Origin of the sequence: Streptomyces sp. NBC_00989 (assembly GCF_045162655.1) — a bacterium.
Classification (GTDB): Bacteria; Actinomycetota; Actinomycetes; order Streptomycetales; family Streptomycetaceae; genus Streptomyces.
In genome coordinates, this window is record NZ_CP108729.1 from 92,395 (window position 1) to 118,508 (window position 26,114).

A 26,114-nucleotide genomic window follows, 5' to 3' on the forward strand; every position below is an offset into this window, starting at 1 on the left:
CCGGTGCGGTCAAAGGGAGTTGAGGAAGTCGCTCAGCGCGGCGACGCTGGTGTAGGTGTGAGCGGTCAGGCCCAGTTCGGTGGCCCGGGCAGTGACCTCGGGGATGTCGTCCACGAGCACCAGGTCCTCGCGCCCTACGTGGTACTCGCCGGCGATGTGGTCGAAGAAGCCGGGTTCGGGCTTGGTGATGCCGATCGTGTGGGAGCACACGAGGTCGTCGAAGGACTTCAGGTGCTCGCCGAAGAGCGTCGGCCACACCTGGGCGTGCAGCTGGTTGGTGTTGGACACGCCCACCACGGCCGCGAACCGGGATCGCAGGTCAGGGTCTCGGAGCAGGTCGGTGAGAGTGGTGTTGAACTGGCCGTAGATGGCGTTCCAGCCTTCCGCCAGCTGCGCGTTGGAAAGGTCGACGCCGAGCAGGCTCCGCAGGTGCTGGAGGTAGGCGGCGGGGGTGATCTCGCCGCGCTCGAACGCGTCGAACGGTGCGTCGATCCGCCAGGCCGCCTCCAGCCGTTCGGTACTGGTGCCGGCCGCGGCCGCCCAGTGGGCGAGGGCCTGGGCGAAGGAGTAGGCGAAGGACACTCCGCCCATGTCGATCAGCAGGACCGGCCGCGCGGTGGTGTCAGACATGCTGCTCCTCTCGGGGTGGGATTCGCGGAGTTGCGGTGAGCAGGCCGGCGTAGCGGGTGGTGATGGCGTCGCGGCGTGGCTTGCCCGTGGGCGTGACCAGTGCTTCGTCGGACCACGAGTCGGTGACGATGTGCACCTGGCCGAGGTCGGTCCACGGCACCCGGCCGTCGCGTTGCGCCTGGTCGATGGTCTTGGCCAGGTCGTCTTCCAGAGCGCGGGTCTGGTCCGCGGTCCAGGAGCCGGTTGCGGGGGCGCTGACGAGGGCGATGGTGGCGGGCAGGCCGTCGCCGAGGAGGCACGCGCCGTCCACCAAGGGGTGTCCGGTGAGGAGGGCCTCGGCGGGCTCGGGGTGCACGAGGCGTCCCTTGCCGGTCTTGAAGGCCGCCGATGCCCGGCCGGCCAGCACGAGTTGCCCGTCCTCTCTCTGGTGGGCGCGGTCTCCGGTGTGCAGCCAGCCGTCGCCGCCGCTGATCGGGTCGAGGGTTGGCCAGGTGGCGACGTAGCCCGCGGCCTCGTGCGGGCTGCGCAGGAGTAGTTCGCCCTCTTCGGTGAGGCGGTACTCGATGCCGATGGGCGTGCCCAACGTCGGTTGGCGCAGGTCGGGTTGGTGGAAGGCGGGGATCGTGGTTTCGGTCGCGCCGTACGCTCCGGCGACGCGAAGGCCCCTGCGGGCGAGCCGTCCGGCGAGCTGCGTGTCGAGGGCGGCTCCCCCGTTGACGGCCAGGCCGATCGTGCCGAGTGCGGCGGCCAGATGGTGGTCGTGGTCCGCGGCGGTGTCCAGCCCAGACCAGGTGTGGGGAACGCCAAGGAGGATGTCGGGCCGGTACAGGGTGATGTCGCTGCTCAGGCGCTCGGGCGTGGAAGTACAGACGGTGGTGCCGAACAGGCACATCAGGTAGTACCCCATGATCCTCTGGGCGATGTGCGCCACGGGCAGGTGGGCCACGGTGCGGGCGGGCCGTACGGCGGCGGTGGGCCAGTGCGCCGTCCAGGCGGTGATGCCGTCGACGAGGTCGCGGTCGCGCAGGACGACTCCGCGGGGTGCTCCGGTGGTGCCGGAGGTGAAAACGACCGCGGCGGCCGCCTCGGTGCGCTTGTCCGCCCAGCACGCGGCAGCCGCCCGGTGCGAGCTGGAGTTGGAGAAGACCGGATGGGCGGACGTGGCCGGTGTAATGACCGGCAGGTCCAGGTGACGGGCCTTGGCCAGAAGGGCGTGGCCGATTCCGGGAGCGGTGTCGACGACGGCGGCCGGCTGTAGGGCGTGCAGGACGTCGGCACTGTGGGTGTCGGTGAGGTGCTCGGGGATGACGGCGGGCACGCCGTGGGCTAGGAGGACCGCGAGGTCGGCGACCGCGAAAGCGGGGCCGCCCGCGCCGCGGGCATGGATCAGGACCGTACGGCCCGCGCAGCCCAGCGGGCGGAGCAGGTCGGCGGTGCGGCAGGCCGCGGCCAGCAGCCGGTCGAACGTCCAGGGGTCACCGTCCGTGCCGATGACGGCCGTACGCCGGGGCGGGTGGCCCAGGAACCGGTGCAGGAGCGATCCGGGCATCACAGGTCGCCCGCCGCCGTGCCGGTGAGCAGCTGCGCGCCGGCCAGTTGGCGGCCGCGCGCCGCGACGAGGGCGTGCCGGGAAGCCACCGCAGTATCTCGCCAGCAGCTCTCCATGAGGTTGGCGCGGTGGACTCCGGCCGAGCCCGCCACCTCGAACAGGTCCTGGCACACCGTCGCGGCGGTCTGCGACAAGTGGGCGCAGGCGGCCCGCAGTTGGGCGCGCTCGGCATCCGGGACCGGGCCGCGCAGCGCGCCCGTCCAGGCGGCGGCGACGGCGGTGTCGGCTAAGCGGGCGGCGGCGTCCAGGCGGGTGACCGCGAGGGCGTAGGCGGCCTGGACCGGGGCGAGGTGGGCGAGGGTGGCGTGGGCGTGCCGGGGCTGCGTGGTGTGGGTGAGCTCTCTGAACGAGGCGATGGCGCGGTCCGCGATGGCGCGGGTGACGGCCGCGATACAGGCGGACATCAGGCCGTAGAGCGGGAAGCGGTACAGCGGCAGGTCGAGGCGAGCCGGTTCGGTGAGGCGGACGCTGTGGCCGGCGGGCACGAGCGTCTCGCAGGTGACCGAGCACGACGCGCTGCCGCGCAGCCCGACCGCGTCCCAGTCGTCCTCGACGCGTACGGCGCTGCGGGGTACGAACCACCACCGGGGCTTGCCGTCCTGGGGGTCGGGCGCGGCGAGCGCCGCCACGGTCATCTCCGGAGCCGAGGTGACCAGCGGCCACGTGCCGCACAGTCGCACGTGGCCGCCGGTCACCTCCGCGCTTCCGACGGGGGCGGAGGACCCGGCGATGAGCGGCGGGAGGCCGTCGCTGGTGGCGCAGACGAGCAGGGCGGTCTCGGTCTCCAGGCGGGCGATGAACGCGCCCGCCGGCGCGTGGATCGCGGCCGCCCACCCCAGCGACGGGTCGGCCATCGACAGGGCGTGCACCGCGTCGACGATCTGCGGGACGTCCCACTCCAGGCCTCCGCAGTAACTCGGCAGGGCGGCCCGCGGCAGCGGCGAGTTGCGTAGGGCCGTCCAGATGTCCGGGTGGAGGGTGCTGTGCTCCTCCCCGTAAAGGCGGTGGGTGCGAGCGGCTCGGCACAAGTCTTCGAGCTGATGGGATTCGGATTCGGTCACGTGTAGGGCGGTCACCATCGGTGAAGACCTCCTTGTATCGGTCGGGTGATCTGGTGCCGGGCGAGCCGGCGCAGGACGGAGCCGTGCACGGTGCGTACGGGATGCGGCAGGGCGTCGAGGAGTTCGCTGGGCAGCCACCCCGGTCCGGTCCGGGCAGCGAGCCGGCGACCGGTCGTGCCGACGAGGTAGCAGGCGAGCGCGGCGGCTTGGGCGGAGGGAACGCGCTGGGCGAGCAGGCCGGCCGCGACTCCGGCCAGGACGTCGCCGCTGGAGCTCTTGGCAAGGGAGGGATGTCCGGCCGGAACGCGGTACACCGTCTCGGGCGCCACGACGACGTCGACCTCCCCCTTGGCCGTCACCGCAGGTACGGCGGCGCGGGCCGCCAGCGTCGTGAGGTCCTCGATGCGCGCGCCGGGACCTCGCTCGGCCAGAGGACAGCTGTCCGTCAGTGACGCTGCCTCAACCCGGTTGAGCAGCAGGATCTGGGCGTTCAGGGCGGCGATGAAGTCGATGCCGCTCTCGCCGCCGCCGAGCGATCCGTCGATGACGACCGCCGGCCGGGACTCGGCCGCCCGGGCTTCGGCCAGGGCCTCCAGCACGGATCGCGCCGCGGGATGTCCGCCCAGGCCGGGGCCGATCAGCCACACCAGCTGGCCCGCCGCGCCGGTGCGGGCCAGCTGGTCGCTCAGATGCCCCGACAGAGGGAGGAGGTCCTTGACGGAGGACAGCTGCAGTTCGGGGCCGGGATTGGGCAGCAGGTGCATTTCCAGCCCGGCCGCCATAGCTGCGGGACCGTGCGGCGCGAGGACGTAGACACGGTGCGCCCCGGCGCGCAAGGCGCCCAGCCCCGCGAGATACGGGGGTGCGCCGTAGGCCTGGGAGCCGCCGACGACGATCACTATGCCGCCGTCCCCCTTGACGCCCTGCGCGGCACCGTTCAGGTGGGTCGCGGCCGTACGACGGGCCCAGGCACGGTCCACGGTCATCACGTCCACCGCGTCACCCCCGCTGGCGGGATGCGGCCGTACGGTGCGGCGGGAGCCGATACGCTCGAACCCACCGGCCAGGCGCCTTCGGCGCGGGCCGCCACATCGAGAGGACGACCGTGACTGCCCCCGCTCGCTCCTGGCCCCGACTCATCGCCGCTCTGCTGTCCGGCACCGATCTGGACGCCGAGGACACCGCGTGGGCGATGCGACAGGTCATGGACGACGACGCCGAGCCCGCCCAACTCGCCGGGTTCCTCGTCGCGTTGCGCGCCAAGGGCGAGAGCGCCGGCGAGCTGCGCGGCCTGCTCGACGCGTTGATGGAACGGGTGATCCCGCTGCCCGTCGACGGCAGCCGCGTCGCCGACATCGTCGGCACCGGCGGCGACGGAGCACACACGGTCAACGTGTCCACGATGGCCGCGATCGTGCTGGCCGCCACCGGCGTGCCCGTCGTCAAACACGGCGGGAGGTCGGTCAGCAGCAAGGCCGGTTCCGCCGACGTCCTCGAAGCCCTCGGCCTCTCGCTGAGCCTCTCGCCCGACGCCGTGGCCCAGTGCGTCACCGAGGCCGGCATCGGCTTCACCTTCGCGCCCGTCTTCCACCACGGCCTGCGTCACGCCGTGCCCGCCCGCAAGGCCCTGGGCGTGCCCACCGCCATCAACTACCTGGCTCCGCTGACCAACCCGGCAGACCCGGGCACCACGCTGGTCGGCTGCTCCAACCTCTCCCTGGCCCCGGTTCTGGCCACCGTCCTGGCCGAACGCGGCACCCGGGCGCTCGTCGTCCGCGGCGACGACGGCCTCGATGAGATCACCACCGCCGCGCCCACCAGCGTCTGGACCGTCGGCCCGGACGGTGTCCGCGCGCTCACTCTCGACACCGCGGACTTCGGCCTCGCCCGCGCCACTGCGGACGAGCTGCGCGGCGGCGACGCCGCCTACAACGCCAAGGCCGTGCACCGCATCCTCGGCGGGGACAAGACGCCCGCTCTCGATGCCGTCCTCGCCAACGCCGCCGGGGCTCTCGCCGCCTACCGCGGCATCGGCGACGACTTCCCCACCGCCTTCGCCGACGCACTGGTCACCGTGCGGGACGCCGTCGAATCCGGCGCCGCCGTCGCAACCCTCCACACGTGGCTCAAGCTCGCAGACACCCTCGCCACCAGCGGCACTCCTCGCTGAGGCACTCCACGCGTTGACCGCGGGCACGCAACCCGCCCACGCGCGCACCGCACCCCAGCGCCGAGCCACGTCCGGATCCGCCACGTCGGCGAGAAGCCGCTGCAACCGCTCCCCTCGCTCACCAGCGGCATGAACCACGGCGGCGGGACCCGGGCCCGGCGGATACGCGGCCCGCACGGTCGCGGCGGCGCGGTTCAGCTCCTCGGTGGCCGCCGCGCCACGGAGTCGGCGGAGTTCCGCCTGCGCCACCAGTGCCAGCCGTTCCTTCCAAGGCAGGAACACCGCCAGCTCGCGCACGACATCGGCACCGTCGTCACTGCTGTGCACCATCGTCAGGATGCGGTTCTCACTTCCGGCCAGCGTCCGCAGACTGCCGGGGCCGCGCTGGGCAGGGTCGTTGCTGCCTTTCAATTGCGTGAGTACCTGCGGGGGTTGTGTGTTCGGGTGCGCGTAGAGGACCAGCAGACCCGCGCCGAGGTCCACCACGGCGTCCAGGAGCATGAGGCGTTCGATCGTGGCGCGCTTCAACTGCCACCACCACAAGGTCCGGGCGTCGGCGCGATCAAGCTGTGCGGGGATCGCGGCGAGCGGCACGAAGCCCGCCTCCGCAGTCCGCCGGAGAACCGCATCCATGTGTCCGCCGGCCATGAGGTCAGGGCGCATCCACATCAGCGCGGTCTGGTTCGCAAAGTCGTAGGCCCCCTGCTCACCGAGGAGCAGCCGCAGCGAGGCCCAGCCCTCAGCCAGTGACGGATCGATCAGGTAGTGGGCGCGCTTGTCGGCGCTGTCGGTCAGACGCTCCAGGTCCGGCAAGGACAAGTCGGCCCACGATGGGCGCGGTTCGCCGGTCACATCTCCTCCAGTACGTCGTAGATCGCTGCCGTGGCAGCCCGTTGCCCTCGGGAGCCCGGGGCCGAGGTGAGCTCCCGCCTGCATCCGCATAGGGCGGGCTGGGGTGTTCACTCCGGGCGGCCGGGGATGGATGCGCCGGGACCGGTCGGATGGGGTGTAGGGGGCAGTGCGGAGGCTTCGGTGCCCGCGATGACGACGGTGCGCTTCGCTGGGTCGACCGGCCCGAGCTGGAAGTCGCCCCACAGCGACACTGCCGCGAACCCCGCCTCGTGCAGGGCGAGTTCCAGGTCGGGGCGGGAGTAGAGGCGGGTCCGGGACGGGCGGGACCATCCGTCGCGGCTGTAGCGGACGTAGGAGATTCCCTCAGCCCAGTCGTACCGGGCCTCCGTGGTGACACCCTCATGGGTGACCCGCTTGGTGCTGATCTGCTCACGGCCCGTGCGGTTGAGGTGTTCGGCGCGCTCACGCGTGGTCAGATCCATGATCAAGATGCCGCCGGGGGCCAGGACGCTCCGCCACGCGGTCAGCGCCGCCAGGTCGTCCGCTCCGGTGGGCAACAGCCCGAACGAGGTCCACAGGTTCAAAACCACGTCGTACGGGCCGGGCGGCGGCTGTCGCATGTCGGCGACGACGAACCGCGTCTGCGGATACAACTGCCGGGCCCGGGCGATCTGTTCAGGAGAAGAATCGATACCCACGACGCGGTATCCGCGTTCGGTCAAGGGCCCGGCGTGCCTGCCGGACCCGCAGGCCACGTCGAGGACACGGGTTCCGTGGCCGTGAGGCATCGCGGTGGAGCACAGGGCGTCAAGGTCGTCTTGCGTGGAGCCGTAGGCGCCGCGAAGCCGGAACGTCTCCTCGAAGCCCTCGTCGAAGAAGGATCGTGCCCATTCGTCAGGCACGGCATCAAGATCGTTACTGTTCTCGCTACCCACGACTCTCCCTGACAGACGGCCAGTTCACCAACTGCGCGAGACCGGCCGGTCGACGGACCTGCGCGATGGGATCAGGACAACGCGTGGACCCCGCTCGCCGCATCGGGGCTGAGCGAGAGCCTTGTGAGCTTCGATCCACGTACGTGAGATTCCGTGATTTGGGCCCCAACCGCGGGACGGTCTCCTCCAGGTCCAGCAGGGCGACGTCCGCGCCCGAGCGGGCGATCGCGAACCGGCCGGGCGCCGGGCCCGGGGCGACGAGCCACGTGCTGTTGCCTTGGACGGACGCGCTGTGGCTGATGCTGGGGAGAGGCCGGGAGCGCTGCACGCCACCTCCTGAGGTCTTCTGCCATCCCATCTGCTGTGACTCCACGAGGATGGGCTCAACTGTTCGACCCGGTCGACCTGTTGGAGGGGGTCCCGAGGGGGTCCCGCTCCACGAAACAGTCACCGGGCGAGTGCGCTGAGTGATTGGATGGAGGAGTGGAAGAGAGCACCCGCCACCCACTGGTGGTCGCACGCCTCGCGGCCGGCATGACGATGGAGGACCTCGTCTCCGGTATCCGTGCCGCGGCCGCCCGGCGCGGTCTGCGCTCCGGCACCGACGAAGCGCGGGTGCGTAAATGGCAGCGAGGTGTCGAGCCCAGCGAGGAATCCCAGGTCTACATCGCGGAAGCGCTCGGCTGGCCCGCGGGCATCGTCCGCGTCGGCGACTGGCCGAACTGGCTGCCGCTCACCGCTGACGGCGTGGTCCCGCTCAGCCCCCACAGCTCCGTTCCCGCCCTGAGAGAGGCTCTGCGAACCGCGATGGACCGCCGCGCGCTATTCACGATTTCCGGGGCCGCCCTGTCCGGCCTGGCCGCGGACTGGGCCATCGGCCCCTCCACCGCCCTCGCCCGGGCCCACGGCGGCAAACCCATCGGCGAGGACCTCGTCGCGTTCTTAGAGAACTCGGCCCAGCACCTCTCCACTCTCCCCACCGAGCAGCGGCAGCACACGGCCATACTGCTGGATGCCCACCTGTCCACGGTGACCGACCTGCTCGAACACGGCCGCTACAGCCCAGCCGTCAGACTTCGCCTCCACACCCTGGCCGCCTCTCTGTCCCAGACCGTGGCCTGGCACCGCTTCGACCTCGGCAGCCACACCCACGCCAGCCAGAACTGGGTCGCCGCCCTGCACAACGCGCACGCCGCCGGCGATCACGACATGGGTGCTGGCCTCTTGGGCGACCTCGCCTACCAGGCCGCCTGGCGGCGCGATCACACCACCGCAGCCAGCATCCTCAACCACGCCCTGACGCGCGCCCACAACCCCGCCGCCCGCTGCCTTCTCCAACTACGCCTCGCACGGACCCTCGCAGCGCGAGGCGACCGAGGGGAACGGCGCACCGTTCTGCGCGCCCTCGCCGCAGCCGAGAAACACCTCAACGACGCCGGCGCCGACCGGCCCGCCTGGTGCGCCTGGGTATCCGAGGCTGACCTTGCCGTCGACTCCGGGCAGGCGCTCCTGGACCTCGGCGACACCGCACGCGCCCACCAGCTCATCACCGAGGGCGAGCGTCTGCTGCCCACAGCCCGGGACAAGACGAAGAGTGTGTTCCACGCGTACCGCGCGGCGAGTTACCTCGATCTGAAGGAACCCGAGCCCGCCGCGGCCGCCGCCACTCAGTCCCTGCTCCTGGCCCGCCGCATCGGCGCACCCCGCTGTGTCAGCCTCGTCAACGACCTACTCCCCCGCTTCCAGCCCTATACCCGCGCCCAAGGTGTTCCGGAACTCCTCCAACTCGCCGCCGCCTAGCGCGAAAACCACGTGGGTTCGTACGGGGCGCGACAACGTGGGCTGTGCGCCTGCCTCTTCGGGCGCCTCCGGTCAGCCGGTCCAGTCGTCCAACGCCATGTCGCACGGCCGGCACCCCGGTGACCTCGGAGTCTGAAGGCCGTTCAAATACCGTCGCCTCGCTCGGGCAGCGGACCATACTGGGGGAATGCCAGCACGAACGGCCCGCGTTTCGCACGACGCGCAGTGGAGGTCCTTGCCCGACACATCCCGGGCCTTGGTGATCCGCAATCTGGCCGACAAGCAGTTCCTTGCCGTCGAGCAGCAGCACGACCGGATCGTCGCCTTCTGCCGATCGGCGGTCGGGCTGGCGTTCTTGCCCGTCTCGGACATCGCCCGCGGCCAGAGCGACATCGACTTCTTCCTGCTCTCGCTGCGACGACTGCACAGGGTGTGTCAACTCGTGCGCAGGAGCGCACTGCCCACGAGTTCCCTGCGCCAGGCCATGACCACGTTCGACCGGCAGGTCTTGCCCGTGACCGGTGTGCGCAACGCGCTGGAGCACCTCGACAGCACCGCCGTCAGCGGAAATGCGGGCTTCGGCTACGGCATCGGGGAGGACAAGGTGCTCATCACCCACAACGGCACTCGCCTCGACACCAAGACGCTGTTCCTCGCCGCTCAGGATGTCCATACAGCCATCCGGCTCGCCGTCGATCCGATCGCGGCCGCAGATGTCCACGGTCAGTACCCGATCGTCGAACTACCTGGATCCGCCTGACCTTCTGCCGCCGACCGCTTGTCGCCCGGAACGGTCCCAGGCCGTTGTCAGTCCTGCGGACCGGAGCCCTGCTGGCCACTGCCGGAACCACTGGCCGGCCCGCCGCTGCTCGGCGGACGGTTGAGCACCTTGGAAGTGACCGCGCCCGCGACGCCGCTGGCGATACCGCTCAGCACCTGCTGCACGGCGGCGTTCGCCGCCAGGTCCTGCACGGTCTGCAGCGCGCCGCTGCCGGTGAGTGCACCGCCCGGCTGCGGATTCGGCGGGAGCGCATTGGAATCCTTCGTGGCCATGACGACCATGATCCGTTCAACCGGGGTGCTGTGGAAGGCCCGCCCGGACACGTCATCCGGATGGCCCACGTCGGCGGTGACGTGGAGTAACGCGGCTCCGGCCGGCGCCGTCGCTGGCCGGAGCCGCTCAACCCGGCGCCGGAGCCAGCCCCTCGGGGGAAAAGGGCGTAGCCGCCGGAGCCGGGAGTCTGTCGGTCTCACCTGGGACGTTGTCGCCGTTCGACGTCCCGGTGGATCCTGCGTGGGATCAGGCGTGGCGTGTACGGAGCGGTTCTCCAGTTTCCGCCTGGGCCGGCGTCCGGCCAGGGTGGTTGGACTTCACGGCTCGGCCGTAAGGCACTGGTGCTTCACCAGCAGTTCGAGCAGCTCGTTCAACGTCCACGCCATCCGTCGTATGTGCCCGACAGCCTGCGCATGGTCACCAGGCAGTTCCTGGGACCGGAGTTCACGGCCCCGCTCGACGAGGTCAGCCACCTCCCGATCCCGCTGGTCGCCCCTGGAGGCGACGGCGAGGTTCACCAAGCGCATCAGGTGGCTGCCGAGCCGCTGAGCGTGCTCGACGACCTCGTCCTCGTCCGGCACATGGTCGTCCAGGACGGCGGCGACGTCGTCGAGCAGCAGGCCGTCGACGTAGGGCGCCCAGTTCTGGACCCTCTCAAGGAGTCTCTCGAGTCCCTGCGTGGAACCGGGCAGCACCGCTTCCCGTACGGGATGGGTCCAGCCCGGTTCCGGCATCGTGTCGGTCATCGCGCTCGCCTCTCCACAAGGGCAGGGGATGTGGCCGCCGGCGTGAGGAGCCTGCTGGTCTCACCCGCGGCGTGCCGGGGCGTGAGGGCGGTGTCGCCGTAGCCGCGCAGCACGATCCCGCAGTTGTGGGCGCTGAGCCTGTAGGCCGTGCGGTGGGCCCAGCCGATGCCGAGTTCGTCGATCTGCGCCTCGGTGAAGCCGCGGTGGAAGGGTTCCTGGGCGGAGTCGTTCTGTGTCGCGGCACCCTCGTTGTCCTGGTCGGCGGTGACTCGGACCAGGGCGTAGAAGGTGCCGGATGGTTTGAGCCAGCGCCCCACGTCGGTCAGCGCACGCGCGTAGTCAAGGAACGGAAGCGCGTGACGGCACGTCACCAGGTCGAGGGTGCCGGGCAGGAGGGCGGCGGGGATCGCCTCGGCGTCGATGTCCCACCGCGTGTACGACAGTCCGTCCTGCAGCCCGGCCGCGGCTGCCTGCCGCAGGCCTTCGGTGGAGAAGTCGTAGCCGGTCACGAGCGTGCCCCAGGCCGCGAGTTGCCGCGTCCACTGGCCGTTACCACAGCCCAGATCCGCGGCGGTCATTCCGGGGCGCGGCCGGACAGTCCGGTGGAAGTACTCGGATTCCTTGTCGGTGATGAGGGCGGGCCATCCGGCGGTGTACAAGGCGGGCCATCTGGCCGTGTACCAGGAGTCCCAGTCGGCGGCCGTGAGCCTCGGCGTGGTCGTAATCACGGTGTACCGCCCGGGTCTTCAGAGGGCCGGCTTCGGCGCAGTCGGCCCGGGGCGAGCCGCCGGTCGACCGCCTCCCCGTGCCGCACACCAGAGCGGTTCACCTCAGTGCGGTGGCCGGGGAAGGCGGGCAGCGCAGCCGGCGCGTCCTGGGGCTCACGAGTGGGGAGCGGTGTTTCCGGCAGATGCTCCGGTACCTCGGCCATGGGGGTCAGCTTCCGTAGGCGATGACGATGGGGACGATGAGTGCGGCGACGGCCATGACGGTCAGGAGCTGCGGGCACCACTGGCGCCAGCCGCCCGGCAGGCGGGTCATGCGGGGACCTCCCCCGGTGGCAGAGTGGCCCGGATCGTCTTGCTGCGCCCGTCTTCGGCGAGGAACCAGGTCAGATCCGCGCCGAACCGCCGGACGTCGCGCAGGCCGCGGCCTCTCTCACCGCGGAGGGCGGCCTGTGCGTCGGGGAAGCCGGGCGAGGGATCCTCGACGTCGATGCGCAAGCCTCCGTCGTCGGTGAAGGCGAGGTGCACGTGCATCCAGGCATCTGCCCCGTCGGCGGGCTGTGCGTGGACGACGGCATTGAATGCGAGTCGTGCGAGCACCGCGGACGCGGAGTCGATGTCCCCGGACCACTGCCGGAGCGTCAAGTGGGTGCGTGCCGTTCCCGCCACCTGCCGCACGCTGACCGGAACGAGGGCGTACGAGTGGGACCACACGGCGGCGGGGTCTGTGGGGCGGTTCTTCGGCCGGGGGTAGACGGCGAAGGCCGGGAGGTCAATGAGCCAGCAGCGCAGCGCGGTCCAGTCTGCGGGATGGGAGGCGATCTCCTGCTCGGACGGGGCGATGAAGCCCGTGGCCTCGCCGCGGGTCAGGGCGTCCTCGACCGTGCGCCAGCCGGTACGGCGGTTGCGTGGGGTGGTGAGCGGCGCCAGGTCGTACGCCTCAAGGACGGACGTCCAGCCCTGCGCGGAGGCGAAGTCGCGCAGCACGGTCAGCGTCGCGCCCGCGATGTGCGAGTCGATGGTGCAGGTGTAAAGCGCGACGCTGGCTCCGGCAGCGGCTCTGCCGACGATGCCGTACGCGGGCGGCATGGGGGCGATACGCGCGGGGACGTTGTCCTGCGGGCGTAGGAGGGTCACGACTCACCTCGGTGATCTTGCGTGTCGTCGGTATCGACTTCGGCCCAGATGACCGAGGTGCCGTCCTTTTGGAGACTGTGCCCGAAGCGGTCGGAGGCGCGGAGGAGGAGGTGGAGGAGGTCCACCAGGGCGGCCTCGCCGAGCGTGGGCGGCACTTCGGCCTCGATCCGGACGCACGCCTGCGTCTCGTCTTTGACCGGGGTCGCGCCGAGCGCAGTGAGCATCGAGGCGATCGCGGTGGCCTGGAGTGTCGGCGACTTCACGGATCTCCCCCGCGCACAACTGATCACGTACCGTAGTTTTAATGCATTAGCTTGAACCTGATGCATTAAATTGTCAATCGGGTCGTTCGAACCCGTCGATCCGGGAGCCGCTGACCAGTACGGAGTCCTTGCATGGGCCACGACGAGCCGCCGCAGCAAGAGGTGATCGCCAACGACCTGCGCCGCCGACTCGACGACAACGAATGGGGTGTTGGTGACAGGCTCCCCTCGCGCGCCCAACTCGCCGAGGAGTACGGCGTCGGCCCCAATGTGGTGCAGAAGGCCCAGGAACGTCTGATCATTGAAGGCCGGCTGGAGGGCCGTGTCGGATCCGGCACCTTCGTCGCCAAGCCGCGGCAGCGGCGGCGCATGATCCGGTCCCGGCACCGGGAACGCCGTGGTGGAAGCCCCTTCCGCGCGGACATGGCCGAACTCGGCCGCGCCGGCACCTGGGAGGCGCATTCCCAGGCACGGACGCCCGCTCCGAACCAGATCGCCCAGCGACTCGGCATCGAACCCGGCGCCCTGTGCGTCCGTACCAGCTACGAGTTCTTCGCGGACGCCCAGCCCGCCCAGCTCTCGGTCAGCTGGGAACCGATGTCCATCACCGGCGACTCCCCCGTCATGCTGCCCGAGATGGGCCCGCTCGCCGGCACGGGCGTCGTAGCCCGGATGCGGTCCATCGGCATCGACATCGTCACCGCGCTGGAAGTGCCCCGCCCCGCCCGGGCCACCCAGGAGCAGGCCAACCTCCTCGGCATCAACCGCGGGGATCTGGTCCTCGTGATCGAGCGGAGCTACTTCGACGGCGACGGTCGCGCGGTCGAGACCGCCGACATCACCGTCCCGGACTCGCGTTGGGAAGTCGCCTACGAATTCGCGGTCCTCGCACCGTAGGGTTTCGTCGTTCGCCACGCTGTCACCGGCCCTCACCGAGAGGAACCCGGCTTCGTACGGAGCGCGCCGACCGTAGACGGCCCGGGACCCACAACTCGCGCACCGTGGCGGCACAACCCGGATCCCGTACGGACAGCCGCCTCCCGGCAGCCTCCAGCGCCGCGCTCAAGGCGTGCGCCGACGTCAGACCCTGCGATCGCCCAATCGGCCAGTACGGCCCGGGCGGCGCCTCCTTGCCGTCCGGAGGCAACGGCACCCGGAGCGGGGATCCGCAGCCGGTGATGTGCGGCAACCGCCAGCCGACAGTGGCACCGGCGGCCACGAGGAAGGACAAGGACGGAGCAGGCGGATACGGATCCACGGTGACCGCGCCGGGGGCCATGATCCTCTCCAGGGCCTGCAGCGCGAGGAACCGGCAGCCATCACCCCGCCAGAAGAGCGAGCGGTGAGCCGGCGGGACTCCTGCTTCGCAATCCCAGGTTCAGATGCGGATTGTCACCGTTTACGGCTGGTGTCCGCGTTCATGCCGGTACCCCAACTGCGGGTGCCGTAGGGGATGTTCAGGCGATCTGTAGGCGTTCGGCGAGCGCGTCCACCGGCCGGCGGAAGGTGGGCCGTACCCGCTGCTGCAGGTTCTTGACCATGTTCCTGGCCAGAGGGCTGCGGGAGAGGTCCTCGGGAGCGAGGTCTTCCAGGCTGAGCAGGTGCACCAGGACGGCGGCGTCGTCACGGCGCAGGTCGTAGCAGCGGGCCACCTCAAGTCCGAAGGTGAACTGCCGCTCGCGGCTTGGTAGTTGGCTGATGTCGACCTGGTCGGCCACACGCAGTCCCTCGGCGGCATCGCCGGCGAGCATCTCAATGCTCATCGCGTGCAGCGCCACGTTGGTGAGGCCGAACACCGTCCACTGGACATTGCCCTCCCCCGCGTTCCGGGCGAGCGGGACGGCCTGCCGCTCCAGGCGCCGCCGGGCTTCCCGCCAACTGCGGCGCCGGGCATCGGAGACCACAGCGACCAGCTCCAGAGCTCCTTCGACGGCCTGGGAAGCGGGAGTTGCCGGGACCGTCCGCAACTGCTCGGCGGCCTGGAGCGCGATCTCCTTCGCTTCCTCCACCGCGGCGGGTTCGTTGTGGGAGAGCAGAACGTGGCCCAGGTTCCATGCTGCGGCGGCCCGCCGCACGGGATCGTCGGCTTCCTCGGCCGCGTGCTTGGCCCGGTCGGCGACCATGAGTGCCAGGTCGAGGCGGCCGACCCGGCGACAGTACGAGCGCAGCAGCCCGTACAGATCGGCGGCCACCCTCAACACCTCGCGGCGCGCCCGGGGATCGCTGCCGTGACGGTGACGGCGCACGGCGCAGGAAGAGGGCCGCCTGCGTGAACCGGTCCTTTGAGGCCTGCCACGAGTACCACGCCCGCTCGATCCTTTCCCGTAGTTGTGCCGGATCCGCAGGCGCGGGCCGGATCGCCCCCGTGTGGCCCAGCAGAGCCCGGGCGACAGCCGGCGCCACGCTGACGGGGACCGCGGCTTCCTCGATCGGGTCCTCGGACAGCAGCGCGGCCAGGGGCACGCCCAGCACCGCAGCGATCCGGTCCAGCACGTCTACGGACGGGACCTTCGTTCCGTCCTCGATCATGTGCAAGTAGCGCGGGGAGATGCCGCACAGCCCGGCGACTGCGGCGACCGGCCGGTCGCCCTTCTCTTGGCGGTACCGCCGGATCTTGCGGCCCACGGACAGGTGCGGCGGAGTCGACGTCATATCCGTCGCCCCCTTCCCGGGCCGTGCTCGTACCGTCAGCGTAGAGGCCGGGACCCGGCAAGCACCTACGGTCCGACCACGTTCGAGTGACACGCTTTGACTCCTCCCCCTGGTAAACGAAGCGAGGGGGATTCCTAGCTCACGTCGCCTGCGGCCCGGCGGGCGCGCAGGTCTTACACGATCAGCGCTAGCCGGGTACGAGACCAGCCCGGACCAGCATCACACGGGCGGAGTTCTTGTCCCGGGGGGATTCGGCTCCGCACGCGGTGCAGGCATATGTTCGTTCGGAGAGGGGAAGTGCGTGCTTGGTTCTCGCTCCGCACTGCGCACAGTCCATCGTGGTGTGCATGGGGTGGACCAGGTGCACGGTCCGGCCGTGCTTGCGGCACATCTCGACCAGGGCGCGTTTCGTCGTGGCGATGGCGGCGTCGGCGGCCTTGCGGGCCATGGTGGACTTGGCGAGGAACTTCGGGCGGAAGTCCTCCACAGCCAGGACGTCGTGGTCACGGACGACCTTCTTGGCCCACTTGCGGCCGGTGTCCTCACGCTGCCGGGCGACCTTCCTGTGCAGCTTCGCGGCCTGCCGCTTCGCCTCGCGGTATCTGCCCGAGGTGGCCTGCCCTCTCTTCGGCTTACGCCGGGCCATCATCCGCTGGTAGCGGGCAAGCTTCTGCGCGGCCGTCTTCCCGTGCTGGGCGTGGGGAAGGTCGTGGTCGGCGGATGTTGTGGTCGCGGTCTGCTTGACACCCCAGTCGATCCCGATGACACGGCCGGTGGCGGGAAGCTGCACGGTAGTCGTGGCGACCACAAACGACACGTACCAATGCCCGATGCTGTCTCGGTAGACCCTCACGCTGGACGGCGGCCTGGGAAGATCCCGCGACCACACGACCGTCAGGACGATACCGCCGGCGAGGTGCAGACGGCCGTCTTTGAGACGGAAGCCGCGCTGGGTGTAGTTCAGCGTCGGCAGCGCCTCGCGCTTCTTCTTGTGCTTCGGCAACCCGGCACGCTGCCGCATCGGCAACCGCGCCTTGATGTCCTTCAATGCCTTGGCACGGGATTTCGCGAAGTCGCGTATGAGTTGCTGCTGAGGAACGCTTGCACCCTCGGCCAGCCATGGCGTCACGCGCCGTGCCTCGGTCAGCATCTTGTCGAACTGGGCCGGACCACAGGTCAGCTTCTCGCCGGTCGCCTTGCTGAGCTGGTGGACCTGCTTGGACTTAGCAACGCACTCGTTCCAAATCCATCGACACCGGTCCCACTCGGCTTCGAGTGCGGCCCTGGCGGTGGATGACACACGAACGCGGAAGGCGTACCGGGCATGCCCGGAGCCTTCCGCGACCTGGGCTGGTGTCGTCATGATCCTGAACCTACCTGGGAGGACTGACAGTTGAAGCTCTTGGTCGTTACGGGCTGACCCACCTCGTCTCGGGAGTAGGCCGGATCACCCTCCTCCCCTGCCCCGCTCCATAGTTCGACTTCAGCCGGTGGCATCCTCGAAGGAGATTCCGTGACCCAGTGAGGGCTGGGTAGTTGGGGAGGCACCTAATGACCCGGCTGGTCCTGTGGGACGTCGACCACACCCTGATCGACACGCGCGGTGTGGGCCGCGAGTTGTCGGCCGTCGCGTTCTCGCAGACCACCGGGCAGCCCATGCGTCAGCAGGCACGGATCGACGGCATCACGGAGCCGGTGATCTTCCGGGAGACGGCGAAACTCCACGGCCTGGCCACGGACCGCACGGACTTCGAGCGGTTCGCCCGTGCCCTCGCCGCTGCGCACCTGGACCGCGCCGCCGAGCTCCGGGAGCGTGGCCATGCGCTGCCGGGCGCGGCCGCTGTCCTCGACGCGCTCACCGACGTGGGCGTGCGGCAGACCGTGGTCAGCGGGAACATCCGGGCCGTCGCTGAGCTCAAGCTGCAGGTCTTCGGTCTCGACGCCCCGATCCTGTGGGAGTTGGGCGCCTACGGGGAGGACCACGACGTGCGCGCCGACCTCGTCGATCTGTCCCTGCACCGCGCGCACACCGCGGCGGCCGACGCGGTGCTGATCGGTGATACCCCGGCGGACGTCGAGGGCGCCCACGCCAACGGAGTGCGCGTGATCGCCGTCGCGACCGGCCGGAGCGACGAAGCCGCGCTCCGCGAGGCCGGCGCAGAGGTGGTCCTCCCCGGCCTGAGGGACACCGAACTGCTCGTCAAACTCGTATGCAGTGGCGGCTGACCAGGTGTGTGATCGTCTCGTTCAGATAGACCAGGAGCTCAGGAGGATCCCGGCGACCGCACAAGCCAGGAGGAACGGGCCGAACGGGATCGTCACCTTCCGTCCCGCGCGTCGCGCGAGGATGAGACCGACGCCGTACAGCGCGCCGAGCAGGTACCCGGCGACGGTGCGGAGCCCGCCGGAGCCGCATGGTGGGTGCTTTGTCAGTGCTGGCGGCGATGATGGCCCGTATGACGATCACGATGAAGAACTACGGGCTGACCTGGACGGCAACCGACGGCACGCACTGCTCCTCGGCAGTTGCATACGACGAGCCCAGCGGCGAACGGCGGAAACAGGAGCTCGAAGACGCCGAGTGCAAGGACGTCAGAGCCTGTGTCTGATCCCCTGATATGGACCTTCAGTCGGGTCTAGCCTGGTGAGGTGTCCGGGTTCGTCGGGCTGCCGTTTCAGCGGTGTTGTCCGGTGTGTGACTCTCCGCTGGAGGTGGGGGCCGCGCCGAGGGCGGTGTACTGCTCAGCGGCATGTCGGGCCAGGCAGTGGCGGCGTGCGCGGCGGATTCGACGTCGGGTGGCGGCTGAGCGTGGCGGTGAGGGGCGGCGGGTCTGCCCGGTCTGCCAGACGGTGTGGGTGGCCGGGGTGGATCATCGCAGCAACGCGGTGTACTGCTCGGCGAAGTGCCGTGGCCGGGCTTCGTACCAGCGGAAGAAAGCGTTCGCCGAAGCGCCGAATAGACGCTTGAGCGAACGGCTCATCTGACCGTTTCGGGTTCCGTTCGGTCATTTCCGGTCAGTGCTGGTCGGTGCTGGTGTTCGATCTCCGGACGGATGGACGCTGTCTCGTATCGCGGGTCCGGCCTTGTCGCCGGCGCTGTGCCGCCCCCGGGTCCGTGGCAGGTGGTGAGGGCGATGCCCACCATGGTCGGCAGGGTGACCCAGGAGCGCTACGACGAGCTCGTGGCGGAGTCGAAGAGCCTGGTCGAGACCGAGCGGGACACGCATTTCAAGTTAGGTGACAACGCTTTGGAGATTGAACCCCTCCAGATGCGAGGGGGTGCACGGCCCGCGGCGGGCGAGGATGTCCAGACGGTCGAGGAGACTCTGGCCCGGTTCGCGGACGATGTCGGGGTGTCGACGTCGAGCGTGATGAGCTACCGCAGCACGGCGGCCCACTGGCCGCCGAAGCAGCGGGTGAAAGGGGTGTCGTTGGACATCCACCGGATCCTGACGGGGCGCTCGGACCGGTTCGAGCTGATCCGCAAGCCGCCCTTCAACGAGCACTACGGAACATGCCGGTGGACCCAGGACGCCGCGAAGCGGGAGATGGGCTGGCAGGTCCAAAATCCGCGGTCGGTACAGGAGAAGGTCACTGCGATCCACGGCCTGGCGACCGACGACCGGGTTGCCGCCCGGGTCGCCTCGGACCTGCTGCAACGCCCGGCGGTCGCCGAGAACGTGCCGGTGAAGGCACGGATCGAGGCGATCGGGGGGCTCGCCCACGACGAGCAGGTCGCCGCCGAGGCCGCACGCAGGCTGCTGCACCGTCCCGATGTCGCATTCAAAGCGATGGGAGACGACCGGGCCAGGCAGTCGGTCAACCACGCCCAGGTCGAACGCGGTCGCCAGGCCCGCGAAGAGTACGAGCGCACCAGCGAACTCGCCCCGGCCATCCGTCATTTCGAGCGGACAGGTGAGTTCCTCGACCTCGTCGGGGCCTGTCACTCGTTCGTGGCCACGACGAACCGGATCGTTCCCGGCCTGCGCGGACGCACCCTGAGCGAGGACGAACGGGCGGTTCTGCGCGAGAACGTAGCCCGGGTGCGGGGCGCGCTGGAGTGGATCGAGCACGCCGCCGAGACCGGCGACGTGGACGTGGACGAGGCGCTGGCCCGGCTCCTGCGGGGCGAATAGCCGTGGTGCGCTCCAGCAGGGAGCGTGACCGGCGCCGCTCTCCGACCTCCGCCCGTCACGCCGAAGCGATCCGCCTGGCGTTGATGGAGACCGCGCCGGCCGGGCTGAAGAAGCCGAGGCTGATGGTGGTCACCGAGCTCTCCCGGTCGCAGGTCGTGCGCGGGCTCGCCGCCTACCACGAAGTTGCCGGCGAGAAACGGTGGCCGCCGCTGCTGTGGTCGTTCCGGGACGGCTACCACTTCTGCGAGGACGCCGTCGAGCTGGAGGAGTGGGAGCGGCACTGGGCCGAGGTGAAGGCCACGCAGATCAGCAGCGTGATCAACGGGATTCTGGCCGGGCATGCGCGGCTCTTCCCCAAAAGCCGCTGGGTGTCCTACATCGGCGCCCAGATGAACGCCATCCAGAGCTCCCTCGACATGATCGCCCACCCGCAGAACCAATAGCCCCGCAAGAGAGGGGGTCGCCATCATGCACAGGAGGCCTGGAGGCCGGTCCGGTTCGTCCATCCGCACTCCCCACGGGCCGGTCTCCTGGCCTTCTCCCGTGCGTGCTTCCCGCTATCCCTCGGACATGAGTGACGCGGAATGGGCCCTCGTCGAGCCTCTTCTTCCCATCCCGGCCTGCCGGACGTCCAGGGGCGGAGCGCCCGAGCGGTGGCCCCGCCGGGAGATCGTCGACGGCATCCGCTATCTAGTCGATAACGGCATAAAGTGGAGGGCGATGCCTGCCGACTACCCTCCCTGGCGCACGATTTACGGATTCGCCAGGCGATGGGCCGCCGCCGGGGTCCTCGGTGTCATCCGTGACCACCTCCGGCGCCGCATCCGTCTCGCCGCGGGCAAGACACCCCAGACCGCATCGGTCATCGTCGACTCCCAGTCGGTCAAGGCGTCCGAGACCGTCGGCCAGGCGACCCGGGGGTGGGACGGCGGGAAGAAGATCAATGGCAGGAAACGGCATCTGATCTGCGATCATCGCAGCCTCGTGCTGCTGGTCATGGTCACTCCCGCCGACGCCCAGGACTCTCTGGTCGCACGCGAGTTGCTGTTCCGTCTCGCGCTCATGCACCCGGAGATCGCCATCGTCTGGGCCGACTCCGCCTACGCCAAGAACGGCCTCATCCCCTGGGCGAAGAAGTACCTCGACATCACCGTCAAAACGGTGCGCAGGCCGCCACAGGCCAAGGGTTTCATCGTGTTACCGCGGCGCTGGGCAGTGGAACGGTCCTGGTCGTGGATCATGCGAGCCCGTCGGCACTGCCGGGACCACGAACGGCTCCCCGAGATGAGCGAAGCACTCATCACCTGGTCCTGCATCACCCTCATGACCCGACGCTTGACCCGCCGCCAGGCCCGTCCCGCCGAACGCCGCGACGTCGCCCACGGCTACGTGATGCCGCAGGCCGCCTGAGCACCACAGCCGACTGCCCGCACCCGGTCCGATACCGTCACGAAGGCCGGAAGCCGGGGGTGTTGCCCACCCGCTGCCTGGTTCTATCCTGATCCCAGGGCAGTCGTCCGCTTCACCGGCACCAGCCGGCCACCGGACGCCGAGCCCGCATGCATGGCCCCCAGCCCCCGGGGCGAGTGACGGTCGGAGCCGTATCGCCGACAACACGGCTCCGACCCCGTCCTCCCAGCTTTTCGAGCCGGGGTGAACTCCCGCTCCCCCCGGACGCTGGTGAGGACGATCGGTGCGAGGACACCGCGGAGGGGAGCCGCCCGTCCCCGCGCCACGGCCGCCGCCGGGGACGCCGATGCCCCGGCGGCGGCCACACACTCCGGCCGGGCTTCAGGCCCGGAGTTCGTCCTCGTACTCCGACACTACGCCGCACGGGCTTGCGAGGAACCCCTTCCGTGCCAGGCCGATTACGGACCAGACAGCCAAGGCTGAGAAGCCGCCAGATCAGCGTCACCGTTCTGGCAGGTCCCGACATCCTCCGCCGCTCCGGCAGGTCGACGCCGCAGACGACAGCTCTCGTCAAGCAGCCCCTGGCACTCCTCGGTCAACAAGCCAGCCGTCCGCACGAGCTCGACAGCGCACTCCGTCGACGCATCCAACCGCTCCCGCAGTGCTTCCCATCGCGCGTCCAACGCCACGAGAACAGGATTCCCGAAATCGGGAACTGTCATGTCGGCCTCAGACACAGGCTCTCAGACTCGTCGAGGTCAAGCCCGGGCAGTTGCCCGAACCGGCGGTGTGACTCCGGAGTGTGGGCAAGTTGCAGGAGTGCGGCGCGAGTTGTGTCTCGCCCGAGACGGGCAGGCCGTTTCCGGGAGTCTGCGCGGGACTTCTACATCACGCCGGTGATCCCGTACTCCTGCAGAAAGGCCGGCGCAATCATGTGCTGGATGCCGAGCCACTCAGACAGATCCTGCGCCAACCGCGGATGGTCTGAGGCCCACGCTGGCGAGTGCGCCACGAATTCGCGGCTGTTGAACACCGTGAGGCGGTTCAGCGCGGCGGTGTCCAGTCGCCGGGCCTCCTCCGGGTCCTGGGAGATGACCAGGGCCATACTCTCGCCGAGCGGCACCGTGATCCTCTTGAACTCGTGGAGGCCTGCTCCAACACCGTGGTCGAACCACCCGAGGGGTACGGACGGGGGATCGCTTCCGGCATAGCCGGAGAGGCACACCACGTTGTCGCCCACGAGAAGCCCGCCCGCGCGGGGCCTGTAGCAGGACCAGTGCATGCCTGCGAGCACGCTCACCAGGAAGTTGAACCGCTCCTTGGGACGCACATCTTCGTGGCGCATGCTCCACGGGCTGATGACGTAGACATCGAGCAGCCCCAGAAGGCTGGTCTGCATCTCTTCGCGGGAGGCCTGTTCCCATTGACTCTCAGTGTCGACCTCCCGCGCCACGACGTACATCAGGAAGCGGGAGCGCTGCCACTGCAGGGCCAGAAGCCACGCCAGCGCCTCGCGTGCCTCATCGGGGACGGACCGTGAACGAGATGCGTCCAGTGTCCGGATCGCCGACATGGCGTCGCCCTCGATCTGGGACATGGCCGCTTCCAGCGTCGTGTGGTCCGGTTCCCGCCCCGGCCTGTACAGCGTGTGCCCGTAGTTGCGGTGCCCGACGTTGGTCACGGTGCTCTGGTACTGCCTCTGATCCATGACCTTATGGACGATCAGGCGCCCCACCGGATCGGCGAACCGTCGCAGCAGGAACTGGGGAACGAAATGGTGTTTCTTGGGATGGTCGGGCACGTCAGCCCCAGTTCTTCAGCGCTTCCGCGACCTCGCGGACGTCGCGGCGCCCCTCGACGACGTCGGCGACCAGCGTGATCGCTTCCTGGCTGCCGACCTTGACCTGGATGCCGCTGGCGTAGAGATAGGCATAGGCAACCTGCGCGGCGAACAACTCGTTCGAGTGTTCAAGAGCAGGAACCCGGGCGAGGCAGTGCAGGAGCGCGGCGGCCCGGTGACGCGCAGCCGGGTACACCAGGGTCCCCATGACCTCGTGCCGGTGGCGCGCGACGGAGGCCGCCAGCGCACCGTAATCGGTGACATCGGGGTCGCCGGGCACAAGATTCTGAACGATGTCCAGCAGCCATCGCTCATCGATGAGTACGACCGGCGGCATCAGGCGGCGTGGCTGGTGGGGCCGGTCCCGAAGCGGTCGACGAAGGCCTGCCCGTGCTCCTCGACGAAGCCCCTGGCTCCCTCGATGAACCGGGTTCGTGCGAGGTCGTCGGTCAACCGCCGACTCGCGTACTGATCTGGTTCCTCATGATCGTCGGCGGCGCGACGGCGCAACTCCTCGAACGTTTCGTCGTCGACCTGGATTCTGATCTCCTTCGCCATGCCCCCACGGTAGCCGGACCAAGTTCCCGGCGGGGAGGGATGAGCGGAGTGGTCTGTCAGGAGAAACGGGTCCGCGAGGCCTGCTTCAAGAGCTTAGCCAGATGCCTCGGAGGAAGCCGGTCCAGAGAAAGAAGAAAGGGGCAGTGGCCGTTGTTAGACGGCGAGTGCCCCTTTAAGTCTGCGATGAGCGTACCACGTGATCGTCGCCGTGCACGGTGGGCGCGATCACCTCGGCTAGGGTGCTCCGATGGCCACAGCCCCAGCTGTTTCGGATCCCTATGCCCGGCACGTGCTGGCCCGCATGTCGGACTTCTTCACCGATGAAGGCACGCCGTGGGCGCGCCGTCTGTGGGACATAGGGTCCGTGCTCGCGCTCGAGGAACTCTGGGAGGCCGGCTCCTGGCAGGCCCACGGGGTGCTCTCGCAGACCGCGTGTGACTGGCAGCGCATCCAGCTCAACGCTCTGATCGGCCCCGACCGAGGTCTCGGAGACAAGGACCTGCGCAAAGAACTCACCGGTCTGCTGAAGAACTCGTTGCCGGATCCCAGCCCCGCGCGCCGTCGTTTCAAGGAGATCATCGGGCACGTCCGGGTCGGCTATCTGGAGCGGTGGGCGTCGGCGGTCAACGTTCCCGTCGCGGAGCGGGTCAAGCCTGAGCGGTACTCCCGCACGGTGGCCTCCCACCTCCTTGACCTGGGCTACAGCGCCAGCCACCTCAAGGCCTGGGCGAAAGGTCTTTACGACGCGCGTGTCACCACGGTGGACATAGCGGATAGTGCCGCCGAGCTTGCCCGGACGCCGGCCGGCTCGTACGAGGTGCTGGTGGCGCTGGAGAAGGTGCCCATGCGGCAGCTCGCCGAACCGCTGGAGCACTGGTACGGCAAGGGCAAGGTCGTCGCCTGGCTGCGCGAGCACGGCCACGACACCGCTGGTGTCCGGCCGGGCGGCGGGTTCGTCTACCGGTTCACGGCGCTGGATCCGTACGGTGCCGCCGAGCAGGCGCGCCAGATGGTAGAGCGGATGACCGCCCGCTCCCAGTTCCTGCGCAAGGACCGCGGCGGGGTCGAGCCACTCCCCTATATCTGGGTCGCCGGTCACACCCAGCCCATCCCACTCGATCCCCCGGCGCGGGGCGCCGATGTCCTGACCCTGGTCAACGAGGGGCACCTCTACGATGTCGTCGGCACCCGCAGCCGGATCGACGACGCCCTGGAACTCGCGGCCGCAGTCAACCGCGGACCGATGGCCCCGGCCGTCGCCGGCGCGTGGGCCGCCGTCGAATCGCTGCTGACGCACCCGGACGACCCCAAGGGGGAGAACGAGCGGTCCGGCAAAGCGCTGGCAGCCGACCGGATGGCAGCCATCATCGCCTGCTCGTGGCCCCGCGCCGAACTCACCGCCCTCGCGCACCGTCACAAGCCCCGTGCGAAGGACGACCTCGCCCGTGCCATCGCCTCGTGCGTCACGAATCAGGAGCGCGCCCGCCTGGTCGCCGATGCGCTGAGCGCGGGTGGTGCCTCCGCCCTGGACTTCACCGGCACCTCCACGAAGTACAGCGACCGGCCCGCTGCCCAGCGCATGGCCGACCTGGTCCAGGACCCCCGTCCGGTACTGGGCGATGTCGCCGGTGCCTTCCGCATCGCACTACGGCGGCTGTACCGCACCAGGAACATCATCCTGCACGGCGGCGCCACCCAAGGAGTGGCTCTGGAGGCCTCGTTGCGTACCGCCGCGCCGCTGGTCGGCGCGGGCCTGGACCGCATCGTGCACGCCGCGTACGCCGAAAAACTCGACCCCCTCGACCTCGCGGCCCGAGCCGAAGTCGCCCTCCAACTCGTCAACGGCGAGACCGGGCTCTCCGTCGTCGACCTCCTGGAACCCGTCTGACCGGCAGACCATGCACTGCAACACCGCTACAGCGCGGCCCACTTCGAGTGAGCGGCCCGCCGAACGGCAGTGCGCAGCGTCCGTCCGGCTCTACGATGCCGCCGATGGCTTCCTTCGCGAAGGACCCGCGGTGTATCGCCATGGCAGAGGCCATGGCCCCGTTGCTGCGCCGCGCCTGCCCCGAGGGGGCGGGCGGCTACGGCGGCTCCTACCAGGTGAATCTGGATGACGAGGAAGCCGTAGGGCTCGGCGGAGTCGAACTGATCAGGGCTGCGATGCGCAAGGCGGCCCGGAAACTCGACTGGAAGGTCGAGACGATCGGTTGGATCGGCACCCGATTCGGCACGATGATCGCCATCCAGGACACCCGGGAGGTCCCCGAGCCGTATCGGGCGGTGGTCGAGGCGGCTATGTACGAGCGGATGAGTGCCGCGGTGGCCAGGGTGCCGTCCGAGCTCGATGAGGCTCCCGTCCAGCGTGGCTCGGTCGCGCTGATGACCCAGGAGTTCCGCGCGGCCGTGGCTGACGCGCGCGACTGATCAGACGGGTCCGCTTGAGGGCACCATCGTCAAGGTCCGCGACGTTGCCCGAACTGTCGCCGTGGATCGGGGCCTTGAGATTGCCGGCGAGGACGGGCCGGACAACGAT

Annotated in this window: 26 protein-coding genes and 2 pseudogenes; 12 read left to right on the forward strand and 16 right to left on the reverse strand. The window is 69.7% G+C overall.

Translation table 11 applies throughout. The annotated features are described in order from the left end of the window. Positions 1-9: 9 nt before the first annotated feature. The 4 genes from OG714_RS54660 to OG714_RS54675 are packed head-to-tail and all read right to left on the reverse strand — an operon-like array spanning position 10 to position 4,286. Complete coding sequence (locus OG714_RS54660) at positions 10-630, reverse strand: hypothetical protein (protein WP_331732187.1); 621 nt, start codon at positions 628-630, stop codon at positions 10-12. Beyond that, the gene (locus OG714_RS54665; protein ID WP_331732190.1) at positions 623-2,179 is read right to left on the reverse strand and encodes an AMP-binding protein; all 1,557 of its coding nucleotides are present in this window, start codon (positions 2,177-2,179) and stop codon (positions 623-625) included. The genes OG714_RS54660 and OG714_RS54665 overlap by 8 nt, the downstream gene beginning before the upstream one ends. Next, positions 2,179-3,300: a hypothetical protein gene (locus tag OG714_RS54670; RefSeq protein WP_406132286.1), complete on the reverse strand. Its 1,122-nt coding sequence runs from the start codon at positions 3,298-3,300 to the stop codon at positions 2,179-2,181. Before OG714_RS54670 ends, OG714_RS54665 begins: the two co-directional genes overlap by 1 nt. An 11-nt stretch (positions 3,301-3,311) precedes the next feature. Next, positions 3,312-4,286 carry an ADP/ATP-dependent (S)-NAD(P)H-hydrate dehydratase gene (locus OG714_RS54675; protein ID WP_331732196.1) on the reverse strand — a complete coding sequence of 325 codons (975 nt, stop codon included), beginning with the start codon at positions 4,284-4,286 and terminating at the stop codon, positions 3,312-3,314. A 119-nt stretch (positions 4,287-4,405) separates the two neighbouring features. Between OG714_RS54675 and trpD the strand changes: the two genes are divergently transcribed. Then, positions 4,406-5,470 (forward strand): anthranilate phosphoribosyltransferase, encoded by a 1,065-nt coding sequence (gene trpD / locus OG714_RS54680; RefSeq protein WP_331732199.1) that lies wholly within the window; start codon positions 4,406-4,408, stop codon positions 5,468-5,470. A 129-nt stretch (positions 5,471-5,599) separates the two neighbouring features. Further along, positions 5,600-6,220: a hypothetical protein gene (locus OG714_RS54685; RefSeq protein WP_331732202.1), complete on the forward strand. Its 621-nt coding sequence runs from the start codon at positions 5,600-5,602 to the stop codon at positions 6,218-6,220. Between the two features lie 209 nt (positions 6,221-6,429). Here the strand turns inward: OG714_RS54685 and OG714_RS54690 are convergent, their stop codons facing one another. Further along, positions 6,430-7,224 (reverse strand): class I SAM-dependent methyltransferase, encoded by a 795-nt coding sequence (locus tag OG714_RS54690; RefSeq protein ID WP_406132288.1) that lies wholly within the window; start codon positions 7,222-7,224, stop codon positions 6,430-6,432. Between the two features lie 516 nt (positions 7,225-7,740). Between OG714_RS54690 and OG714_RS54695 the strand changes: the two genes are divergently transcribed. Further along, positions 7,741-9,057 carry an XRE family transcriptional regulator gene (locus tag OG714_RS54695; protein WP_331732208.1) on the forward strand — a complete coding sequence of 439 codons (1,317 nt, stop codon included), beginning with the start codon at positions 7,741-7,743 and terminating at the stop codon, positions 9,055-9,057. Positions 9,058-9,292: 235 nt separating this feature from the next. Next, the gene (locus OG714_RS54700; protein WP_331732210.1) at positions 9,293-9,817 is read left to right on the forward strand and encodes a hypothetical protein; all 525 of its coding nucleotides are present in this window, start codon (positions 9,293-9,295) and stop codon (positions 9,815-9,817) included. 47 nt (positions 9,818-9,864) lie between these two features. Here the strand turns inward: OG714_RS54700 and OG714_RS54705 are convergent, their stop codons facing one another. From OG714_RS54705 to OG714_RS54725, 5 genes are all read right to left on the reverse strand, one after another. Next, positions 9,865-10,110: a hypothetical protein gene (locus OG714_RS54705; protein WP_406132289.1), complete on the reverse strand. Its 246-nt coding sequence runs from the start codon at positions 10,108-10,110 to the stop codon at positions 9,865-9,867. Positions 10,111-10,428: 318 nt separating this feature from the next. Next, positions 10,429-10,857, reverse strand: a complete 429-nt coding sequence (locus tag OG714_RS54710) for a DUF6415 family natural product biosynthesis protein (RefSeq protein ID WP_331732217.1) — start codon at positions 10,855-10,857, stop codon at positions 10,429-10,431. Further along, on the reverse strand, positions 10,854-11,585 hold the full coding sequence (locus OG714_RS54715) for a methyltransferase domain-containing protein (RefSeq protein WP_331732220.1): 732 nt from the start codon (positions 11,583-11,585) through the stop codon (positions 10,854-10,856). Before OG714_RS54715 ends, OG714_RS54710 begins: the two co-directional genes overlap by 4 nt. 309 nt (positions 11,586-11,894) lie before the next feature. Next, a complete protein-coding gene (locus tag OG714_RS54720) occupies positions 11,895-12,719 on the reverse strand; it encodes an ATP-binding protein (RefSeq protein ID WP_331732223.1) in 825 nt (274 codons plus the stop codon). Continuing rightward, positions 12,716-12,982, reverse strand: coding sequence for a hypothetical protein (locus tag OG714_RS54725; protein WP_331732225.1), 267 nt, complete (start codon positions 12,980-12,982; stop codon positions 12,716-12,718). The genes OG714_RS54720 and OG714_RS54725 overlap by 4 nt, the downstream gene beginning before the upstream one ends. A gap of 132 nt (positions 12,983-13,114) precedes the next feature. Between OG714_RS54725 and OG714_RS54730 the strand changes: the two genes are divergently transcribed. Further along, positions 13,115-13,879, forward strand: coding sequence for a GntR family transcriptional regulator (locus tag OG714_RS54730; protein ID WP_331732228.1), 765 nt, complete (start codon positions 13,115-13,117; stop codon positions 13,877-13,879). Positions 13,880-14,439: 560 nt separating this feature from the next. Here the strand turns inward: OG714_RS54730 and OG714_RS54735 are convergent. From OG714_RS54735 to OG714_RS54745, 3 genes and pseudogenes are all read right to left on the reverse strand, one after another. After that, complete coding sequence (locus OG714_RS54735; protein ID WP_331732728.1) at positions 14,440-15,174, reverse strand: transcriptional regulator; 735 nt, start codon at positions 15,172-15,174, stop codon at positions 14,440-14,442. 316 nt (positions 15,175-15,490) lie between these two features. Continuing rightward, positions 15,491-15,634, reverse strand: a pseudogene (locus tag OG714_RS54740) (helix-turn-helix domain-containing protein); the annotation flags it as partial. Between the two features lie 187 nt (positions 15,635-15,821). Beyond that, positions 15,822-16,997: an RNA-guided endonuclease InsQ/TnpB family protein gene (locus OG714_RS54745; protein ID WP_406132290.1), complete on the reverse strand. Its 1,176-nt coding sequence runs from the start codon at positions 16,995-16,997 to the stop codon at positions 15,822-15,824. A gap of 188 nt (positions 16,998-17,185) precedes the next feature. On the opposite strand from OG714_RS54745, the gene OG714_RS54750 reads away from it, so the two are divergent. The 5 genes and pseudogenes from OG714_RS54750 to OG714_RS54770 all read left to right on the forward strand — a co-directional run. Continuing rightward, entirely contained in the window at positions 17,186-17,860 is a 675-nt protein-coding gene (locus OG714_RS54750; protein ID WP_331732231.1) for a haloacid dehalogenase-like hydrolase, read from the forward strand. A gap of 230 nt (positions 17,861-18,090) precedes the next feature. Continuing rightward, on the forward strand, positions 18,091-18,243 hold the full coding sequence (locus OG714_RS54755) for a hypothetical protein (RefSeq protein WP_406132291.1): 153 nt from the start codon (positions 18,091-18,093) through the stop codon (positions 18,241-18,243). A 525-nt stretch (positions 18,244-18,768) separates the two neighbouring features. Continuing rightward, the gene (locus OG714_RS54760; protein WP_331732237.1) at positions 18,769-19,770 is read left to right on the forward strand and encodes a DUF6192 family protein; all 1,002 of its coding nucleotides are present in this window, start codon (positions 18,769-18,771) and stop codon (positions 19,768-19,770) included. A gap of 5 nt (positions 19,771-19,775) precedes the next feature. Further along, entirely contained in the window at positions 19,776-20,213 is a 438-nt protein-coding gene (locus OG714_RS54765) for a RacP protein (protein ID WP_406132293.1), read from the forward strand. A 100-nt stretch (positions 20,214-20,313) separates the two neighbouring features. Next, positions 20,314-21,114: pseudogene (locus tag OG714_RS54770) on the forward strand (IS5 family transposase); the annotation flags it as partial. A 949-nt stretch (positions 21,115-22,063) separates the two neighbouring features. Here the strand turns inward: OG714_RS54770 and OG714_RS54775 are convergent. From OG714_RS54775 to OG714_RS54785, 3 genes are read right to left on the reverse strand one after another with little or no spacing between them, the layout of a single operon-like run. After that, the gene (locus tag OG714_RS54775) at positions 22,064-22,981 is read right to left on the reverse strand and encodes a DUF4238 domain-containing protein (RefSeq protein WP_331732243.1); all 918 of its coding nucleotides are present in this window, start codon (positions 22,979-22,981) and stop codon (positions 22,064-22,066) included. Between the two features lies 1 nt (position 22,982). Continuing rightward, entirely contained in the window at positions 22,983-23,357 is a 375-nt protein-coding gene (locus OG714_RS54780) for a fic family toxin-antitoxin system, toxin component (protein WP_331732246.1), read from the reverse strand. Then, a complete protein-coding gene (locus tag OG714_RS54785) occupies positions 23,357-23,578 on the reverse strand; it encodes a hypothetical protein (protein ID WP_331732248.1) in 222 nt (73 codons plus the stop codon). Before OG714_RS54785 ends, OG714_RS54780 begins: the two co-directional genes overlap by 1 nt. Positions 23,579-23,825: 247 nt before the next feature. Between OG714_RS54785 and OG714_RS54790 the strand changes: the two genes are divergently transcribed. Together OG714_RS54790 and OG714_RS54795 are read left to right on the forward strand one after the other, a co-directional pair. Then, entirely contained in the window at positions 23,826-25,466 is a 1,641-nt protein-coding gene (locus tag OG714_RS54790) for a hypothetical protein (protein ID WP_331732252.1), read from the forward strand. A 104-nt stretch (positions 25,467-25,570) separates the two neighbouring features. Beyond that, positions 25,571-26,005 (forward strand): hypothetical protein, encoded by a 435-nt coding sequence (locus OG714_RS54795; RefSeq protein ID WP_406132294.1) that lies wholly within the window; start codon positions 25,571-25,573, stop codon positions 26,003-26,005. Positions 26,006-26,114 lie beyond the last annotated feature (109 nt).

Bases quoted from the DNA above. Each gene is read 5' to 3' on its own strand.
- OG714_RS54755 (WP_406132291.1), top strand. From the start codon at position 18,091: ATGACGATCACGATGAAGAACTACGGGCTGACCTGGACGGCAACCGAC.
- OG714_RS54780 (WP_331732246.1), bottom strand. From the start codon at position 23,357: ATGCCGCCGGTCGTACTCATCGATGAGCGATGGCTGCTGGACATCGTT.
- OG714_RS54665 (WP_331732190.1), bottom strand. From the start codon at position 2,179: ATGCCCGGATCGCTCCTGCACCGGTTCCTGGGCCACCCGCCCCGGCGT.
- OG714_RS54730 (WP_331732228.1), top strand. From the start codon at position 13,115: ATGGGCCACGACGAGCCGCCGCAGCAAGAGGTGATCGCCAACGACCTG.
- OG714_RS54660 (WP_331732187.1), bottom strand. From the start codon at position 630: ATGTCTGACACCACCGCGCGGCCGGTCCTGCTGATCGACATGGGCGGA.
- OG714_RS54790 (WP_331732252.1), top strand. From the start codon at position 23,826: ATGGCCACAGCCCCAGCTGTTTCGGATCCCTATGCCCGGCACGTGCTG.
- OG714_RS54710 (WP_331732217.1), bottom strand. From the start codon at position 10,857: ATGACCGACACGATGCCGGAACCGGGCTGGACCCATCCCGTACGGGAA.
- OG714_RS54785 (WP_331732248.1), bottom strand. From the start codon at position 23,578: ATGGCGAAGGAGATCAGAATCCAGGTCGACGACGAAACGTTCGAGGAG.
- OG714_RS54745 (WP_406132290.1), bottom strand. From the start codon at position 16,997: ATGACGACACCAGCCCAGGTCGCGGAAGGCTCCGGGCATGCCCGGTAC.
- OG714_RS54675 (WP_331732196.1), bottom strand. From the start codon at position 4,286: ATGACCGTGGACCGTGCCTGGGCCCGTCGTACGGCCGCGACCCACCTG.
- OG714_RS54705 (WP_406132289.1), bottom strand. From the start codon at position 10,110: ATGGCCACGAAGGATTCCAATGCGCTCCCGCCGAATCCGCAGCCGGGC.
- OG714_RS54760 (WP_331732237.1), top strand. From the start codon at position 18,769: ATGCCCACCATGGTCGGCAGGGTGACCCAGGAGCGCTACGACGAGCTC.
- OG714_RS54750 (WP_331732231.1), top strand. From the start codon at position 17,186: ATGACCCGGCTGGTCCTGTGGGACGTCGACCACACCCTGATCGACACG.
- OG714_RS54685 (WP_331732202.1), top strand. From the start codon at position 5,600: ATGAACCACGGCGGCGGGACCCGGGCCCGGCGGATACGCGGCCCGCAC.
- OG714_RS54795 (WP_406132294.1), top strand. From the start codon at position 25,571: ATGGCTTCCTTCGCGAAGGACCCGCGGTGTATCGCCATGGCAGAGGCC.